Raw genomic sequence first — 17,121 nt, 5'->3', positions numbered from 1 at the left:
TTTATGATCAACACCTTGCTTATCTGCGGCGGTGGCAGCAGCGAGCACGAAGTGTCCTTGCGCACCGCAGATTTTATTGAAGGACAATTGGCCGAATCTGAAGATATCGCCCTGATGCGAGTTGAGATGGATGCTAGCGGCTGCCTGACTGATAAAGAAGGTCGCGTCTATCATATCTTTTACGATGGCAAGATTCGCGATGAAGCCGGCAATGCCTGGGATGTCGATTACGTCATCCCAGCAATTCACGGTTACCCAGGAGAAACTGGTGACCTTCAATCCCAGCTCGAGATGTTCGGCATCCCCTATTTCGGTTCAGCACCGGAGGCGAGCAAAATTTGTTTTAACAAGATTAAAACGAAAATGTGGCTGAGCGCGCTAGGGATCGATAACACCCCCTATCTGTTTCTACACAGCCTGGAGGCTGAAGAGTTGGGCAAGGCCCACGCCGCACTGGAAGAGTGGGAAGCGGTCTTTATCAAAGCTTCAAACCAGGGTTCCTCGGTGGGCTGCTTTAAAATCAGCCACAAGGAAGATTTGGAAGATGCAATCGCAGAAGCTTTTACCCTCTCATCCTATGTATTGGTAGAAAAAGCCCTCAATGCCCGCGAACTCGAGGTGGCAGTTTACACTTATGGCGAAGAGCTCATAGCCACTCATCCCGGTGAGGTCCGCGCGCCAGCGGATACTTTTTATACCTACAAGGAAAAATATGCCGCAGGCAGTCGCGCCGAGACGTTTATTAAAGCCGAAGGTCTGAGCGAAGAGCAATTGGCTTGGATTCAGGAAGTCTCGATACGTACTTTTAAGGCCCTAAAGCTCAAAGATCTCTCTCGCATCGATTTTTTCCTAACAGACGAAGGGGAGCTCTACCTAAATGAAGTCAATACTTTCCCCGGAATGACCCCCAACTCTATGTTCCCCAAAATGATGCAAAACCATGGCCATGATTTTACTGAATATCTGACGGGTCAAATTCGTTCCGCGGTAAAACAATCGGTTAAATAAATACTACCTTGAACTCCACTCAAAAAAGTGACATTAAAAAAAGGGGCTATAGCCCCTTTTTTTAATGTCAGTAAACAAAACACAACTAGTGCAACAACCAGTCCTGTTGTCGTCTACGGGAAAATTGACTGCGCAGAAATTCCATCTGATCTCCGCGGATCCGTTCACTATTAATCAAAGCCAGGTATTCTGCAGCATTGGGACAAAAGGGCAGAGCCAGTAATTCCATATCAATATCTTCAAGTAAAAAATTGCCCTTATGCTGATTACAGCGGCGACAGGCTGTGACCACATTTTCCCAAGAGTCCATCCCTCCCTTCGACACTGGGATAACATGATCTCGAGTTAGCTCAGCTGACTTAAAAATACTCCCGCAGTAGAGGCAGGTGTGCACATCACGAAAAAAAAGTGCGCGGTTTGTAAGCGGCGGACGGTTGCGTGGCCGCGCCATTCGAGCACCGCCACAGGCGATAATTGATGCCAGATCCAGGGCCGAACGCTCTCCATTTCGATTAAACCCGCCCCTTACCCTCTGTACTATGCCCCCCAAAGACCAGGTAACCAGATCCCGGACGTATAAACAGGAAGCCTCCTGCCAAGTGAGCCAGTCCAATGGCTGTCCCGCCAAATTCAGGCGCAAAATGCGTGCTTGCATGACTTCGCCTCCCCGCAGTTAGACAGAAGAACCCGGCCTACTACTACAGTTAACCAAGCGGATGCTTTTCCGGCACTCAAGTATCTGATTTGACATGCTGCCTGGAAGAAAGAGATAGACAAATAAGCCTGAACTTGAGAGTCCAGTTTGGATAAGGCGTTAAAGTGATAAGGGCGATAACCCGCTGATGATTTCAATGGCGAGAGGACAAGAGCCCGGCAGTGAGAGAATGCCAGAGCGTAAACGGGCACTGCTAATGATTGATTGCTGAATGCGCCATCCTCCACCGGCCCGAGCAATAATGGCCGACCTCTCATCATTAAAGCGGATAAATATTACAAATTCCAGATAGAAGCAGACCTGGCTTACAAAAAGTACCGACCGTGAATAATTAACGATTAGAGAGGATGAAGATTAAGTAAAGAATTACTATTAAAAGTTATTTGAACAAATATAAAGTCTTCGAGCATGTAAAACACCGCCCAGGCAATCCGGCCCGGGCGGTGCGTCTCACAGGATGGTGCCCATATCCTTAGGGCGAGCGGCGCATTCCTTTTATCCTTTGCCGCAGAGTTGCAGTCCCTTTTGCGTCCCTGCCAGTTAATTATGGACATCAGGCGAAAAAAGAGTAGGGGTAATCTGCTGAATTTTATGTAAGACATATCTCACAAGGTGAAATATTTCTTTAATAAATGAGAGGGAGACTCGATGAGTACACTGTGCTAAAACGGAGCTCAGTGCATGAGCGCGGCCACTATAAACACCTTTATTTCAAGTTCAATCGAAACAGGGAAAAAGACGTTGAAATATACGCTAATTTTTTTGCTTATCTTCAGCGCCGTTGTTTCAAGCGCCTTCACAGCAGTCTCTTCGGGTATTAGCGTTCCCTGGCGCCAAATCATTGGAGGCGCGAAAACCAGCGAGCAGGAGGTCACTCAAAATTTAACAGCCGCCACTGGCTATCAACTACAACTATTTACAGATAATGTGCCCAATGCTCGCTGGCTGGCAATAACCCGTTCGGGGGATATCCTCGTATCCCAACCCAAGAAGGGACAGGTTTCCCTGTTAACCCCCGATCGTAACGGTGATGGACGCGCCGACAGCCAGCGCATATTAATTGGAGACTTAAACCGCCCACACGGGCTTCTACTGCATGAGAACTGGCTATATATAGCGGAAAGCGATGCTGTAGGCAGAGTGCCCTTTGATCACTCCGATGCCCGCCTGGCAGGGCGTTACCAGAGAATCGTCGAAGGCTTGGCAGACAGCGGCCATTGGACCAAAACCCTTGAAAAGGGACCGGATGGCTGGCTATACCTCAGTAGTGGTTCCAGCTGTAACGTCTGTGTAGAAAAAGATCGTCGACGCGCCAGTATTATGCGCCTGCGTCCCGATGGCAGTGACCTCAAAATATTCGCCACCGGCCTGCGCAATAGTGTGGGGTTTGACTGGTCACCCAAAGATGGCGGCCTCTATGCCACAGATAATGGTCGCGACTGGCTGGGTGACAACCTGCCACCCGATGAACTCAACCTTATCCAAGCCGACAAATTCTACGGCTGGCCCTACGCCTATGGTGACCGGGTACCGGACCCGGACTTTATCGACGATGAAGACCCCACCATCAAAGAAATGATTGCCGCTTCCCTCCCCCCTGTACACGAGTTCGCCGCACATAATGCCCCTCTAGGCATCCGCTTCCTGCGAAGTCCGGAACAACCGACAGGTTATCGCGGCGCTGCCTTAGTAGCACTGCACGGTTCCTGGAACAGAAGCGTGAAAGATGGTTACAAAGTGGTATCTCTACACTGGGATGAAGGCGGGAAAATCACCCAGCGGGATTTCCTCTGGGGCTTCCTCAGCAACAACCGCAAGGAGGTTTCTGGCAGGCCAGTGGCAATTGCCGAAGATGGCAAGGGCAATATTTATATATCAGACGATTACGCGGGGGCCATCTATCGTCTCTCACCCACCGCTACCCCACAAAAAGTAAAGTTATCCGCGGAGAGAACACCTACCACACCTAGGGTGCCCAAAAAACCACCACCAACCGATGCCACCGCCGCGCGCGAGGGAAGAGCGCTATACCTGAGCCACAATTGTGCGCAGTGCCACCAGCAACAGGTACCATTAGCAGGGCTCAACAAAAAGTACACCGTGCAAAGCCTGGCGGACTATTTTGATACGCCAACCCCCCCGATGCCCAGATATGATTTCACCGAGGAGCAGAAAAAAGCATTGGCCCACTACCTGCTTTCAAGGGAGGCTTTGCAATAACTCCCTCTTACCCCTTACTCCGTGCCAATTGACCCCTGCCGCGCCAGCGGCTAAGGTTGCCCCGCAATTACGAGGCGATGCTATGGCGGCAAAGAAAAAATCGGCAAGTTTTGAACAGAGCCTGGAGGCTCTTGAAGAATTAGTAGAACGCCTGGAGGCAGGAGACCTGCCCCTGGAGGAGGCCCTGGCCGACTTTGAGCAAGGGGTCAAACTCACCCGTGAGTGCCAGAAAAAACTCGCCAGCGCCGAGCAAAAGGTCAAAATGCTGATGGAGGAGAACGGTAGTATTCGCGAGTTGCCGTTCGAAGCCAATAACTCCTCAGGCGATTCCTAAGTGAGCTCCCCTACCCTGCCCGCCGAGCTGAGTGCATTCCTCAAGGATTCCTCTCAGCGTGTCGAAAGCCGTATCCGCAACACGCTGGCAGAATCTATTCCCGGTGCCAATAAGCTCTTTGAGGCCATGCGCTATGCCGCACTGGGCCCTGGCAAACGCCTGCGCCCAGCACTCGTGTACGCCTGTGCCCAGGTCTTCCATGGGGTGGATTTTGATCCTGCCAGATGCGACGCCAGTGCCGCTGCCCTTGAGTGCGTCCACGCCTATTCACTGGTGCACGATGACCTGCCAGCGATGGATGATGACGACCTGCGCCGGGGTCGCCCCACTTGCCATATCGCCTACAACGAGGCCACCGCTATTCTCGCCGGTGATGCACTACAAACCCAGGCATTCGAACTGCTGTTGGCCGATAACACCGAACCCGCATTGAAGCTACTACTTATTGCAGAGCTCTCAAAGGCATCTGGCAGCCGGGGGATGGTTGCTGGTCAGGCCATCGACCTGGATTCTGTGGATAAAACCCTCACCCTGGCACAACTAGAAGCGATGCATCGCCTGAAAACTGGCGCCCTTATTCGCGCTAGTGCGCGCATGGGCGCGCTGCACGGTGGTGCCACCAGCGACCAACTGGAAGCGCTAACCCTCTACGCAGAAGCCATTGGCCTGGCTTTTCAGGTACAGGACGATATCCTTGATGTCACAGTAGATACTGCCATTCTGGGTAAAACTCAGGGCGCAGACGCCCTTCTCAACAAACCGACTTATGTCTCCCTATTGGGGCTCAAAGGCGCAAAAGAGAAGCTCCAGGGCTTGCGCGGGGAGGCTTTAAGTGCCCTTTCAACACTGCCCGGCGATACACTACTACTGAAGCAGCTGGCCGATTATATCGTCCAACGCGGCCACTAAGTCGGGATCTCTACCCCGTCATTGGGATGCAATATGCCCTTCACAGGCATACAATCCCCTTCACTAATACCATCTGTAGCAATTGAACCGTTTGATGCTCGAAGAAATTCCACGCACACGCCCGCATACGCCGCTGCTTGACGTCATTGACGAGCCGGCACAGCTGCGCGCACTCGATGAACGCCAACTGCCCGAACTCGCTAGCCAGCTGCGCGAGTACCTGTTGTATTGTGTCGGCCAAACCGGCGGACACTTCGGCGCCGGTCTCGGTGTGGTGGAGCTGACCATCGCCCTGCACTATATCTACAACACGCCAGAGGACCGCTTGGTCTGGGATGTGGGCCACCAAACCTACCCTCACAAGATACTCACCGGCCGCCGCGAGCAGATGCTCACCATGCGCCAGCAAGGCGGCTTGTCAGGCTTCCCCAAGCGCAGTGAGAGCCCCTACGACACCTTCGGCGTGGGGCATTCCAGTACCTCTATCGGTGCCGCCCTGGGAATGGCCCTGGGCTCCCCCGACGAGCGCAAAGTCGTGGCGGTGATTGGTGACGGCGCTATGACCGCTGGCATGGCCTTCGAAGCGCTCAATCACGCGTCTCACACAGGCCGGGATATGTTGGTTGTGCTCAATGACAACAGCATGTCGATCTCTAAAAATGTCGGAGGCCTAGCTACCTACTTCGCCAAGATTCTTGCCAGCAAGGCCTATCTCAATATGCGCGAGGGCAGCCGCAAGATTTTATCGGCTATTCCCAAGGCCTGGCAGTTGGCGCGCCGCACCGAAGAGCATGTTAAAGGCATGATCACACCCGGCACTCTGTTTGAGGAACTGGGCTTCAACTACGTGGGGCCACTGGATGGGCACAACATGCACGATCTGGTGCACACCCTGCGCAACCTGCGCAGCCAGCCCGGTCCCCAGCTACTGCATATCGCCACCACCAAAGGCAAAGGCTTTGGTCCGGCTGAAGCCGATCCGGTGGGTTACCACGCATTGAACAAGCTGGAGCCAGAGAGCAAAGTCCAGGTGGCTGTGCCGGGCAGGAAGAAGCTGCCCAAGTATCAGGATATTTTCGGCCAGTGGCTGTGTGACACTGCCGAAAAGGACGAGCGCCTAATCGGAATTACCCCCGCCATGAGTGAGGGCTCTGGCATGGTAGAGTTTTCCAAGCGTTTTCCAAAACGCTTCCAAGACGTAGCTATTGCCGAGCAGCACGCCGTTACTCTCGCTGCCGGCCTCGCCTGCGAGGGCCAAAAGCCGGTTGTGGCCATTTACTCTACTTTCCTACAGCGCGGCTATGACCAAATGGTGCATGATGTTGCTATCCAAAACCTGGATGTCACCTTCGCCATCGACCGCGCCGGCCTTGTAGGTGAAGACGGTCCAACCCATGCAGGCAGCTTCGATCTAACCTTTATGCGTTGCTTGCCCTACCTCGCCATCGCTGCACCCAGCGACGAGAACGAATGCCGCCAATTACTCTATACCGCATACAAGTACGAGGGGCCCGCCGCTGTGCGCTATCCCCGCGGTACCGGTATGGGCACCGCAATAGAAGAAGAGATGCGCGAGTTACCTATGGGTAAGGGCCGCCTACTGCGTAAAGGCAGCGGCGTCGCCATTTTGAATTTCGGCACTCTACTCGCCCCCGCTACGGCAGCGGCTGAGCGCCTGGGCGCCACTCTCGCCGATATGCGCTGGGTCAAGCCTTTAGATGAAGCGCTGATTGATGAACTGGCCGACAGCCATCAGTTGCTGGTCACCATCGAAGAAAATACCGTCGCCGGAGGTGCTGGCAGCGCCGTTATGGAGTATCTCAACAGCTCTGCGCGAACCCTGCCCGTACTGCAACTGGGCCTGCCGGACCGCATTATTGAGCACGGCAAACACAAAGACCTGCTCGCAGAGATAGGCCTCGATGCCGGCGGCATTGAGGAACAAATCCGCCAGCGCCTGCAGCTGCTTAACCGGCACAATTTTAACGACCGCGCCGCAGCCGCAAACTAACCATAAGGGCCCGATAACCATCTGGGATATCGGGCTCCTGAACCACAACTCAGCCGCTTACTATTGATTTGACGATACCGCGTGACCTAGCGCCCTTCTATCAATCAATTTCCGCACGCCTTGGGGGAAAGATGTCACTACTCAAGAAAACTCTTGTCGCATCCATCGGTCTGTTCGCCAGCCTCAGTGCAACCGCAATGGAACAGGAAAACTTTAAGAAGGCCTATCGGGCGCTACCGAAAGAGAATCCCTCTGAACGACTAGTGGCCCTACAAGATCTGCGCTATCGCTGGATTATGGAAAGCTTTCCCAGCCAAGCCACTTATGAGGGCTATCCAGGGCAAAATGATCGCTGGGTAGACAACTCAAAGAGAGGCATTGAAGCTCGACAAGAACAGACTCGTCGACTTTTAGGTGCTACCCGCAACCTCGATATCAGCGAGTTACCCGAGCAGCAACAACTGGACTACCAGCTGCTTTACCAGGATTTGCTCGGTGAGGTGAAGGGCTTTCAGTTCCCCGAACATCTACAACCCATTACCCATATGAGCGGTATTCAGCGCTATGTTCCAAGTGTACTTAACAGTATGCCGCAGAGTACGGTTGCTGATTACGAAGATATTCTGGCACGCCTATCAAAACTACCAACTTTGGTAACACAGACACAGACCCTGATGCAGCAAGGATTAAGAAAAGGGGTTACTCCGCCGCAAATCACTCTGCGTGATCTCCCCCGACAGATCCGCGCACTGATCCCCACAACTCCCGAGCAGAGCCCTCTGCTCAGTGCTTTCGCAGAAATGCCCAGCGCTATCCCCAAAGCGAAACAAAAAAATCTGCGCCAGCGCGCCCTCGCCATCTACGAAAGCCAGTTATTACCGGCATGGCGAGACATAGCGGAATTTATCGAAAGGGAATACATTCCTGGTGCACAGAAAGGCATCGCCCTCAGCAGTCGCCCAGACGGCCTGCGCTGGTATGCCTACAAAGTAGAAGAGAGCACCACCACTCACCTTAGCCCGGAAGAAATCCACCGTATAGGCTTGGCCGAAGTGAAGCGTATCCGTGCAGAGATGCAAGCTGTCATACAGAAGACTGGCTTCCAGGGAGACTTCAAGGCTTTTACCGAATTCCTGCGCACTGATCCACGCTTTTACCACACCAGCCGTGAGGCCCTGTTACGAGACTACCGGGATATTGCCAAGCGCATCGATGGCGAGCTGCCCGCCCTGTTTGGTACCTTGCCCAGGCTGCCCTATGGAGTTAAACCCATTCCCGGCTACTCGGAGCAGTCACAGACCACGGCCTATTACCAGCCTGGCTCCAACGAAGCCGGCCGCGCGGGTATCTTCTTTGCCAATACCTATAATCTGCCCAGCAGGCCGAAGTGGGAAATGGAAGCGCTGACGGTACATGAGGCAATGCCTGGCCACCACTTACAGATTGCACTGGCCCAGGAGCAAGCTGATATTCACCCATTGCGACGCATGGCTCTCTATACCGCTTTTGTGGAAGGCTGGGGCCTTTACTCCGAAAGCCTCGGTTATGACCTGGGCTTGTACAAAGATCCCTACAGCGAGTTTGGGGCGCTGACCTACGATATGTGGCGCGCCGTGCGTCTGGTTGTAGACACCGGCATGCATCAGCTGGGCTGGAGCCGTGAGCAGGCAATTGACTATTTTATGGAAAATAGTGCCAAGCCTCTGCACGATGTCACGGTGGAAATTGATCGCTACCTGGTTTGGCCTGGACAGGCACTGGCCTATAAATTAGGGCAATTAAAAATTAAGGAGCTACGTGCAAAAGCAGAAGAGGAACTCGACAATAATTTTGATATCCGCAGCTTCCACGATGCCCTCCTTGGCGCCGGTGCCCTGCCCTTAAATATTCTCGAAACACGAATGAACAGCTGGATTGAAAGCCAGGGCTCTGCATCGGCCCAGGTTACTCCCCCTGTAACATCACAAATCTCTGCGGGCTAGATAAACGAAAGGGCAGGTATTTCCTGCCCTTTTTTATGGCTGAAGTATCCGCTAAAAACCCTCTAATCAAATCACCACTCGGAAGATACAGATAAATAGATTGCGCGTGGCTCCCCAGGAAAATACCTGTCCCCAGCAAAGCTGCTATAGTCCGCTCGCTCTGCGTAAGCCCTATTGGTTAGATTTAACATCCTTGCTGAGAGAGCCCAACGATCAAATTCCCACCGGGCTCGCAGGTTCAATAAGTTATGCCCAGAATATTCATGCTGATTTTGGGGGTCGGTGTAATAGCGCCCCTGATACAACCACTCCAGTTCAGCGTTTATACCTTGCCGAGGTTGCCACTGCAGGCGATAGCTACCGAAAGCCCTGGGAGCTGAATCCACAAGATTGCCATCCAGTAGTACTCCCCTCAGCTCTCGCTCATCTCGATAACGGTGCTCCGCATAACTGGAAGAAGTCTCCAGTCGCCAGTCCTGGGCAAATTTATAGCCAAGAGCCATCTCTACACCGCGATGTGAGGTTTTCCCATTCGATTGGTTAAAGTACTCCGTATCCCGAAAAATCACATTGCGCTTGCGCATTCCATAAGCGACGAGCTCATAAGAAAGGTTTTCCTTAATAGCTCGTACCCCCAATTCAATACTGCTGATTTGCTCGGACTCCAATTCAGCAACAGTTTGTTCTCGCTGTAAACGATAAAGTTCTGTTGCCTGGGGAACCCGATATCCTTGAGCCATATTGACAAATAATTGCAGGCCTGATGTGAAATCGTAAGTAGCTCCTAGTTTGGGTGACCAGTTCTGGAAACTATCTTTGCGGTCTTCTGGCCGGCTAAACCTACAGCCACCAAAGCCACAAGGGAGACCATCCTCGGCCGTACGGCCAGAAAGCATTTTATTGTTGTAGTCATACTGTACCGACTCAAAACGTACACCGCTGTAAAGCTTTAAAGTATCGGTAACATTCCAGGTAGCCAAAGTAAAAGGAGCTACGCTGTAAGCATTTACTTGATAGTCATAGTGCTTACCTACAGGGATAGTCTCCCGCAAAAAATCTGATCCCTCAGTTGGATCTTTTTGGAGTTCTCGTAAGTAGCCTTGAGTAAATTCTGTATCTAGCCCCATTACTACTTCCAAGTTGCCTTCCCAGCTAAAAAGATAGCTACTCCGCAAGCCGATACTCTCCTGGCCACTTTCTTCCAACGCCTGCCCCGGCAAATAATGCTGCAGAAAACGCATATCTGTTTTTCTAAGATAAGGGGCCAGTGATAGCTTTTTTCCCGAGCCCAAATCAATATCGAGAATGGAGTAAAGCCGTACCGCGGAGGCATCGCGGAATGCTTCTGGATTCGGGTTTTCCCTGTCCCGCTGATCATCCCGATAGGCATTGTATCCTTCGATATAACCCGCTGTTTCCTGATTTAAATTCGTGACTGCCAGACGAGAACGGATTTGTGTCTTCCCTGTAGTGACAGAGTGCAAAAGGCTGAGCTTTTGTTGATCGTAACCAGAGTGGTCCCGATAACCACCATCAGATGCCAGGGAAAGATCTGCTCGCACTCGGCCTTTGTTAGAAAGGTTAGATTCTGCCGAAATACTGGCTCGATAGTAATCGTGAGGACCACCTTCAAAGCCTAAAATGCCAGAGAAGGCCTTGGTATTTTCTTCAATTTCCGGACTCAGAATATTCACGACACCATGCATAGCATTGGAACCATACAGGGTGCTGGCCGAGCCGCGAATAACTTCAATTCTCTGAGCCATTTCACTATGGGATTCAAACAACTCATTTATATTGCAGAATCCATGTGCCCGCAGAGGGATGCCATCCTCCATTGTCAGCACACTGCCACAGGCTCCAGCCCCAGACAGTACTGGCGAACGCAATGCGGGTAAATATTCCTGGCCGTTACCCCTTGCCACATTGGCCCCAGGAACCCTCACTAAACTTTGCTGGATATGATTGTGCTGAATCAGCTTTAACTCGAAACGATCAACCATGGAGAAACTTTCTGGATAATCCTGAAACTGCTTCTCAACACGACTGGCTGTGACAACGACCGACTCTATTTTCGCCGAATCCGACAAAGCCACCTGACTGACCGACAAAAGTATTAGCACCAGGCTCTTGGTTTTTATTAACATGCTTCCAGCTTATTTTTCCTTCGATATCAGTCAACCATACAGGACCTGGGCAGGGTTTTCCCACTCTCCCCCTACTTCTCTCAAAGTCTCCTTCCGCATTAAGCTATCAAGCTCCCTGTCAAAAGCTATACCGAAGTAAAAACACGCTATAAAAAGGCGTCATCTGCAAATTAGTCAATCTATTTCCCCTAACTTCTAGGCAAAGTGGCAGATAGCTATTCTCCGACCTAACCTCCAAGAGGAGGTCGAAATAAGATTTTTTAAAAATTACCCTTTAAAGAGGAAAAGCATGGCCTGGTTCTACCTGTTAATGGCCGGTCTTTGTGAAATAGGCTGGGTGCTGGGGCTAAAAATATCCCAAGAGACATCGACTCGCCTGCTGGGTGTTGTAATGGCGGTCGTATTTATTGGCCTCAGTGGGTTTTTATTGTGGTTGGCCCAGCGAGAGATTCCCATTGGCATCTCCTATGCTGTCTGGACCAGTATCGGTGCGGCCGGTGCCTTTCTGATGGGAGTCATTTTCTTTGGTGAGACAGCCAGTCTCGGACGATATCTCGGAGTACTGTTAATTATCGTCGGGGTAGTCACATTAAAATTGGCCCGCTAGCTTGTATAAAGGCTTTGAAGGGCAGCGAATGCTGCCCTTCAAAGCCTGGTTAAATAGCGCTTAAAAAAAATAGAGGTGTAAAAAAAGAGGCAGTCATTTTTTCAATCCTCTCCGTGATACTTACGTTTACGCGCCTGGTTTTGCACAGATCGATACATCTGGGATAGCGCTCTCTCCCCTGCCCGTTTCTGCGCGAGAGTTTGACCGTTACGGCTTAGTTCCTGTTGCAGTTTTTGCCAATTGCGCAAGCGCCGATCATCCAGCGAACCGCCCGTTATCGCCTCTTGTACCACACAGCCTGGTTCTGACTGGTGCTGGCAGTCAGAGAAGCGACACTCCCTAGCCAAGGCCTCAATATCGGAAAAAGTCTCCGCCACGCCATCTTCAACGTGCACCAACCCCAGCTCCCGCATTCCAGGGCTATCGAGTAACAGCGCTCCCCAGCTAAGGGTGTGAAGAGAGCGCTTCCGTGTAGTATGGCGCCCTTTACTATCGGCTTCGCGAATGGTCCCAGTCTCAGCCAGGGATTCGCCAGACAGCGCATTTAGCAAAGTGGATTTACCCACTCCAGAAGAACCTAACAGCGCGATAGTTTCCCCAGATAAGCACCACTGGCGCAGCTGTGCCACGCTTTCTCGATCCAGGCTATTTACCATTGCAACAGGTAATTCACCGAATGGGCGCAAAGCCTGAAGAAAAGGGGCAGTATCTTCACACAGATCGGCCTTAGTCAGTATCAGGTGTGGGCTGCAACCGGACTCCCGAGCCAGAGCCAAATAGCGCTCAATACGTGACAGGTTAAAGTCATCATTCAGGGAGGAAACAATAAAAACACTATCGACATTGGCGGCGATCATCTGCACCTGATGCCCCCCAGGTGCCATGCGCTCAAACTGGCTGCTGCGGCTCAACAAACGCACGAAATATCCACTGCTCTTCTCTAACAACAGCCAATCCCCCACCGCGGGCAAATTAGCCACAAGACTCCCGGTTAGGGGAAGGGACACAGCCCCCTGCTCGCCGGCCAATTCCAGGCGACTGCGGTGTACAGCCATAACCCGCAGCGGCAAATACTGTTCGAGTTCTTCGAGCGTCAGCTGCTGTTGGAAAAAAGACTTCCAACCAAGTTTTTGTAGCGGAGAAGCTTCCCGCTCAATTTTGATAGATGGGGATTTAGTGCCGAATCTATTAACAGACCGGCGGGTAAAGTGAGATTTACTCAAGATTGAAACCCTCTGGGCGCAACAAAGCACCAAGCGACCGCAGATACGCGGCCAACAGAGCTTTCTCAGGGAAAGCCCGACGTCTAGGAATCTATCGCCGGGCGTGGGCAGCTGGAGGCTGCTACTGGACCCGACGGAGGGTTGCAACAATCATCAATCATCCTCCGCAGTTATTGAGTTTTGGACTCCGCCATTGTACTTGGCGGGTTATGGGCAAATTAGCACTACCAGGGAACAGGAGCAAGTCGGTAATCCTGGGAAGCCTCTTAGTAATTGCCCCGCCACAAAAAGCAAAGCCGGCAAAAGCCGGCCTTCGAATCCGATTACAGCGAGTGCATCACCTTTCTCGACTCACCATAACCCGATCAGTTGAGTATAGATCCGGCTTTTTCTTTCGCCATCGCGTTTACTCGGGAAACATCTTCTCCTGCGGGTGTTTCCACCAAGTGACGAATTTATAAAGGTTTTATGACACTCCCAACCACCTCCCCCAGACCTCCACCTCCTCGGGGTGGGAGGCCGTCAATGCGTGACTGCGATTCAATACCAACTGAGAGAACCGCAACAAGTACAACAAAAAATGGGAAGCGCTATGCCAACAACAAAATTTACAGGACCCGGCACAAGGGCCGGGCTGATTCTGGGGGCAGTCTTCTGCTCCATCCAAATACCGGTTTGGGCATCTGACACACCAGATCCCACAGAGGTCAATATTCCCGGCAACCTACAAAGCCAACTGGGCTGTGATGGCGACTGGCAACCAGGTTGTGTCGCCACCCTGCTCCGCTATGACAGCGAAGACGACAAATGGCAAGGCAGCTTTTGGATACCCGCCGGCAACTGGCAGTACAAAGCCGCTCTCAACAATAGCTGGGATGAAAATTATGGCTGGGGCGGCCAGCGGGACGGCGGTAATATTTCCCTTAGCCTGGATGAGGCCCGCGAAGTTAAATTTATCTACGACCACGAGAGTCACTGGATCACCGACAACCACAATAGCGTGGTCGCCACTGTAGCCGGCAACTTCCAATCCCTACTCGGGTGCCCGGGAGACTGGCAACCCAGTTGCCTGCGCAGCTGGATGCAGGATGCCGATGGAGATGGCGCCTACACCTTTATCACCTCAGCGCTGCCTGCCGGTTCCTATGAATTCAAGGTAGCCCTGCACGAAGGCTGGGAGGAGAGCTACGGCAACAATGGAGCCAACGTCAGCTTTACCGTGGCTGCCGATTACGATGAAATCTACTTTGCTTTTGACTCGAATAGTAAAGAAGTCACCGTCAGCAGTGATGGCTTCGCCAAGGGTGACCTGAGCAGCGATAAAGCGCACTGGGTGGATAGCAGCAGCTTTGCCTGGGATATCCAGGTGCAGGAAGGCACCAAGGTTAAATTGCACTACAGCAACAGCGCCGAGCTAAAACTGGAGGACGGTGATATCCGTTCCGATGGCACCATCGATCTCATCCCTCTCGCCACCCTGCCCGACAGCGCCCAACAAAAATTCCCGCACCTGGCCAGTTTCAGTGCCTGGCAATTGCCGGGGCAGGCTTCCACTAGTGATCTGGTCACCCAGCAACTCGCACTCGCCGCTTACGATGCGGAGGGCACGTTACTGGATGCGACTGGTGTGCAGATGGCCGGTGCCCTCGATGACCACTTCTACTACGACGGTGAACTCGGTGCCCGTGTCGGCGAGGAGAGTATCCAGCTCGATCTTTGGGCGCCCACTGCACGGGCAGTAAAGCTGCACCTGTTTACAGACTCCAGCAGCGATAGCGCCGATCAGGTGGTATCCATGCTGCGCGATGAATCTACCGGGGTTTGGAGTGCCGATATCGATAAGCAGTGGGACCGCAGCTTTTACCTCTACGAGGTCGAGGTGTATTCCTACTTCAGCCGCCAGATTGAAACCAACCTGGTCACCGACCCCTACTCCCTGAGCCTCTCCATCAATAGCGGCAAAAGCCAGATCGTCAACCTGAATGACCGGGACCTGAAGCCGCGCGGTTGGGATCGCCTGCGCAAGCCCAGGTTAACCCAGCCGGAAGATATCAGTGTCTACGAGCTGCACGTACGCGATTTCAGTATTGCGGATCAAACTGTCCCCGAAGCAGAGCGCGGCACCTTCAAGGCTTTCACCCGCAAGCACAGCGACGGCATGCGCCACCTCAATAAACTGGCCCGCGCCGGCCTCACCCATATCCACCTGCTGCCGGCCTTTGACTTTGCCACAGTCAATGAGGATCGCACGCAGCAGCAGCAAACCCCGGACCTCTCAGACTACGCATCGGACAGCAGCGAGCAGCAGGCCCAGGTAGATTCTGTTCGCGATACCGATGGCTTTAACTGGGGCTACGATCCATTGCACTACACGGTCCCCGAAGGCAGCTATAGCAGCGCTCCCGATGGACCTGCGCGCATTCGCGAATTCCGTCAAATGGTGCAAGGGTTATCCCACTCCGGCCTGCGGCTGGTGATGGACGTGGTTTACAACCACACCAGCTCCTATGGCCAATACGACAACTCCGTACTCGATAAAATCGTCCCCGGCTATTATCACCGCCGCAATCTGGAGGGCGGTGTGGAAATGAGCAGCTGCTGCGCCAACACCGCCAGTGAGCACGCCATGATGGAAAAGCTGATGATCGATTCCCTGGTCACCTGGGCCCGGGCCTATAAGGTGGACAGCTTCCGTTTCGATCTGATGGGACACCACAGCCTCGACAATATCCTCAAGGCGCAAGCGGCACTGCAATCACTGACCCCGGCAGCCGATGGTGTCGATGGCAACGCTATCTATTTGTACGGCGAGGGCTGGAATTTTGGCGAGGTGGCTGACGATGCTCGCTTTGTACAGGCCCGCCAGGGCAATATGGCCGGCAGCGGTGTCGGCACCTTTAACGATCGCCTGCGCGATTCCGTTCGTGGCGGCAACCCCTTCGGAGGCTTTGAGGAGCAGGGCTTTGGTACCGGTCTGTTCACCGACAGTAACGGTAAGTTTGAGGGAGAAGATGAGCGTGCCACACTGCTAACCCTGGCAGATAAAGTCCGCGTTTCCCTCGCCGGCAACCTGGCGGATTATCCTTTTGAAGATGCCAACGGCAATATCATTACCGGCAGCGAGCTAATCTATAACGGCCAGCCCACCGGCTATACCGCCGACCCGCAGGAATCCATTAATTATATTGCCGCCCACGACAACGAGACGCTGTTTGACGGAGTACAGATCAAAGCCAGTGACAGCGCCGACTTGGCTGAACGAGTGCGCATCCAGGCATTCAGTAATTCCCTGGTTCTATTCGCCCAGGGAGTGCCGTTTATCCACGCAGGCCAGGATTTCCTGCGCTCAAAGTCGATGGATCGGGACAGTTACAACTCTGGTGACTGGTTTAATGCACTGGACTTCAGCCTCGCCACCGATAATTGGGGTGCGGGTTTACCTATCGCAGATAAAAACGAAGATAACTGGTCCCTGATGCAACCTTTACTGGCAAACCCGGAATTGGCTCCCCTGCGCCGGCACCGCTTGTGGAGCTCCGCTCTATTCCACGAGCAGCTGGCGATTCGCAACAGCTCTCCCCTGTTCCGCTTGTCTGATGCCGAGTCCGTAGAGGCACACCTCAATTTCCTCAACACCGGACCCGACCAGATTCCTGGGCTGATTGTGATGGAGTTATCAGATTCCAGTGGCAGCATCGATCGCCGCTTTGAACGTATTGTGGTGCTGTTTAATGGCGATGACGAATCATTGGAATTCACCAGCGAAAACCTTATTGGTGAGTACCTGTTCAAGCACCCACGTCAGCGCCGATCAGTAGACTCACGCCTGCACAAAGTAAAATTTGATAGGAACAGCGGCACCTTTACTCTACCCGGCCGAACTACTGCAGTATTTGTGCAACCACGCCGTAGATATTAATTCTTTATAAATTTTAAAAGGCCGGATTTTCCGGCCTTTTTTTCAT

Annotated in this window: 11 protein-coding genes; 8 read left to right on the top strand and 3 right to left on the bottom strand. The window is 52.8% G+C overall.

What is annotated here, in order from left to right; translation table 11 throughout:
* The first annotated feature begins 3 nt into the window (after positions 1-3).
* Positions 4-1,008, top strand: a complete 1,005-nt coding sequence (locus tag ACJJH9_RS02260) for a D-alanine--D-alanine ligase (protein ID WP_444924153.1) — start codon at positions 4-6, stop codon at positions 1,006-1,008.
* An 85-nt stretch (positions 1,009-1,093) separates the two neighbouring features.
* Here ACJJH9_RS02260 and ACJJH9_RS02255 read toward each other — a convergent pair whose 3' ends face one another.
* Positions 1,094-1,663 carry an HNH endonuclease gene (locus tag ACJJH9_RS02255; protein ID WP_444882779.1) on the bottom strand — a complete coding sequence of 190 codons (570 nt, stop codon included), beginning with the start codon at positions 1,661-1,663 and terminating at the stop codon, positions 1,094-1,096.
* 801 nt (positions 1,664-2,464) lie between these two features.
* Here ACJJH9_RS02255 and ACJJH9_RS02250 point away from each other — a divergent pair.
* The 5 genes from ACJJH9_RS02250 (at position 2,465) to ACJJH9_RS02230 (ending at position 9,179) form a co-directional block, all read left to right on the top strand.
* Entirely contained in the window at positions 2,465-3,943 is a 1,479-nt protein-coding gene (locus ACJJH9_RS02250; RefSeq protein ID WP_444882780.1) for a DUF7133 domain-containing protein, read from the top strand.
* Positions 3,944-4,025: 82 nt separating this feature from the next.
* Positions 4,026-4,277: an exodeoxyribonuclease VII small subunit gene (locus ACJJH9_RS02245; RefSeq protein WP_444924152.1), complete on the top strand. Its 252-nt coding sequence runs from the start codon at positions 4,026-4,028 to the stop codon at positions 4,275-4,277.
* Complete coding sequence (locus tag ACJJH9_RS02240) at positions 4,278-5,186, top strand: polyprenyl synthetase family protein (protein WP_444924151.1); 909 nt, start codon at positions 4,278-4,280, stop codon at positions 5,184-5,186. It begins immediately after the preceding gene.
* A gap of 94 nt (positions 5,187-5,280) precedes the next feature.
* Positions 5,281-7,197 carry a 1-deoxy-D-xylulose-5-phosphate synthase gene (gene dxs, locus ACJJH9_RS02235; RefSeq protein ID WP_444924150.1) on the top strand — a complete coding sequence of 639 codons (1,917 nt, stop codon included), beginning with the start codon at positions 5,281-5,283 and terminating at the stop codon, positions 7,195-7,197.
* A 131-nt stretch (positions 7,198-7,328) separates the two neighbouring features.
* On the top strand, positions 7,329-9,179 hold the full coding sequence (locus ACJJH9_RS02230) for a DUF885 domain-containing protein (RefSeq protein WP_444924149.1): 1,851 nt from the start codon (positions 7,329-7,331) through the stop codon (positions 9,177-9,179).
* 71 nt (positions 9,180-9,250) lie between these two features.
* Here ACJJH9_RS02230 and ACJJH9_RS02225 read toward each other — a convergent pair whose 3' ends face one another.
* Complete coding sequence (locus ACJJH9_RS02225; RefSeq protein ID WP_444924148.1) at positions 9,251-11,326, bottom strand: TonB-dependent receptor; 2,076 nt, start codon at positions 11,324-11,326, stop codon at positions 9,251-9,253.
* Positions 11,327-11,615: 289 nt separating this feature from the next.
* On the opposite strand from ACJJH9_RS02225, the gene ACJJH9_RS02220 reads away from it, so the two are divergent.
* On the top strand, positions 11,616-11,933 hold the full coding sequence (locus ACJJH9_RS02220) for a DMT family transporter (protein ID WP_252083343.1): 318 nt from the start codon (positions 11,616-11,618) through the stop codon (positions 11,931-11,933).
* Positions 11,934-12,034: 101 nt separating this feature from the next.
* On the opposite strand, the gene rsgA is transcribed toward ACJJH9_RS02220, so the two are convergent.
* Positions 12,035-13,156 carry a ribosome small subunit-dependent GTPase A gene (gene rsgA, locus ACJJH9_RS02215; RefSeq protein WP_444924147.1) on the bottom strand — a complete coding sequence of 374 codons (1,122 nt, stop codon included), beginning with the start codon at positions 13,154-13,156 and terminating at the stop codon, positions 12,035-12,037.
* A gap of 592 nt (positions 13,157-13,748) precedes the next feature.
* Between rsgA and pulA the strand changes: the two genes are divergently transcribed.
* Positions 13,749-17,075 carry a pullulanase-type alpha-1,6-glucosidase gene (gene pulA, locus ACJJH9_RS02210; RefSeq protein ID WP_444924146.1) on the top strand — a complete coding sequence of 1,109 codons (3,327 nt, stop codon included), beginning with the start codon at positions 13,749-13,751 and terminating at the stop codon, positions 17,073-17,075.
* Positions 17,076-17,121: the final 46 nt, after the last annotated feature.

This window comes from Microbulbifer mixtoriginis (SeqCode) (assembly GCF_052466715.1).
This window is presented reverse-complemented; position numbering and strand designations above follow the sequence as displayed.

Excerpts from the sequence above, each read along its gene's own strand:
- ACJJH9_RS02255 (WP_444882779.1), bottom strand. The coding sequence starts at position 1,663 with ATGCAAGCACGCATTTTGCGCCTGAATTTGGCGGGACAGCCATTGGAC.
- ACJJH9_RS02220 (WP_252083343.1), top strand. The coding sequence starts at position 11,616 with ATGGCCTGGTTCTACCTGTTAATGGCCGGTCTTTGTGAAATAGGCTGG.
- ACJJH9_RS02225 (WP_444924148.1), bottom strand. The coding sequence starts at position 11,326 with ATGTTAATAAAAACCAAGAGCCTGGTGCTAATACTTTTGTCGGTCAGT.
- ACJJH9_RS02230 (WP_444924149.1), top strand. The coding sequence starts at position 7,329 with ATGTCACTACTCAAGAAAACTCTTGTCGCATCCATCGGTCTGTTCGCC.
- ACJJH9_RS02260 (WP_444924153.1), top strand. The coding sequence starts at position 4 with ATGATCAACACCTTGCTTATCTGCGGCGGTGGCAGCAGCGAGCACGAA.
- ACJJH9_RS02245 (WP_444924152.1), top strand. The coding sequence starts at position 4,026 with ATGGCGGCAAAGAAAAAATCGGCAAGTTTTGAACAGAGCCTGGAGGCT.
- pulA (WP_444924146.1), top strand. The coding sequence starts at position 13,749 with ATGCCAACAACAAAATTTACAGGACCCGGCACAAGGGCCGGGCTGATT.
- dxs (WP_444924150.1), top strand. The coding sequence starts at position 5,281 with ATGCTCGAAGAAATTCCACGCACACGCCCGCATACGCCGCTGCTTGAC.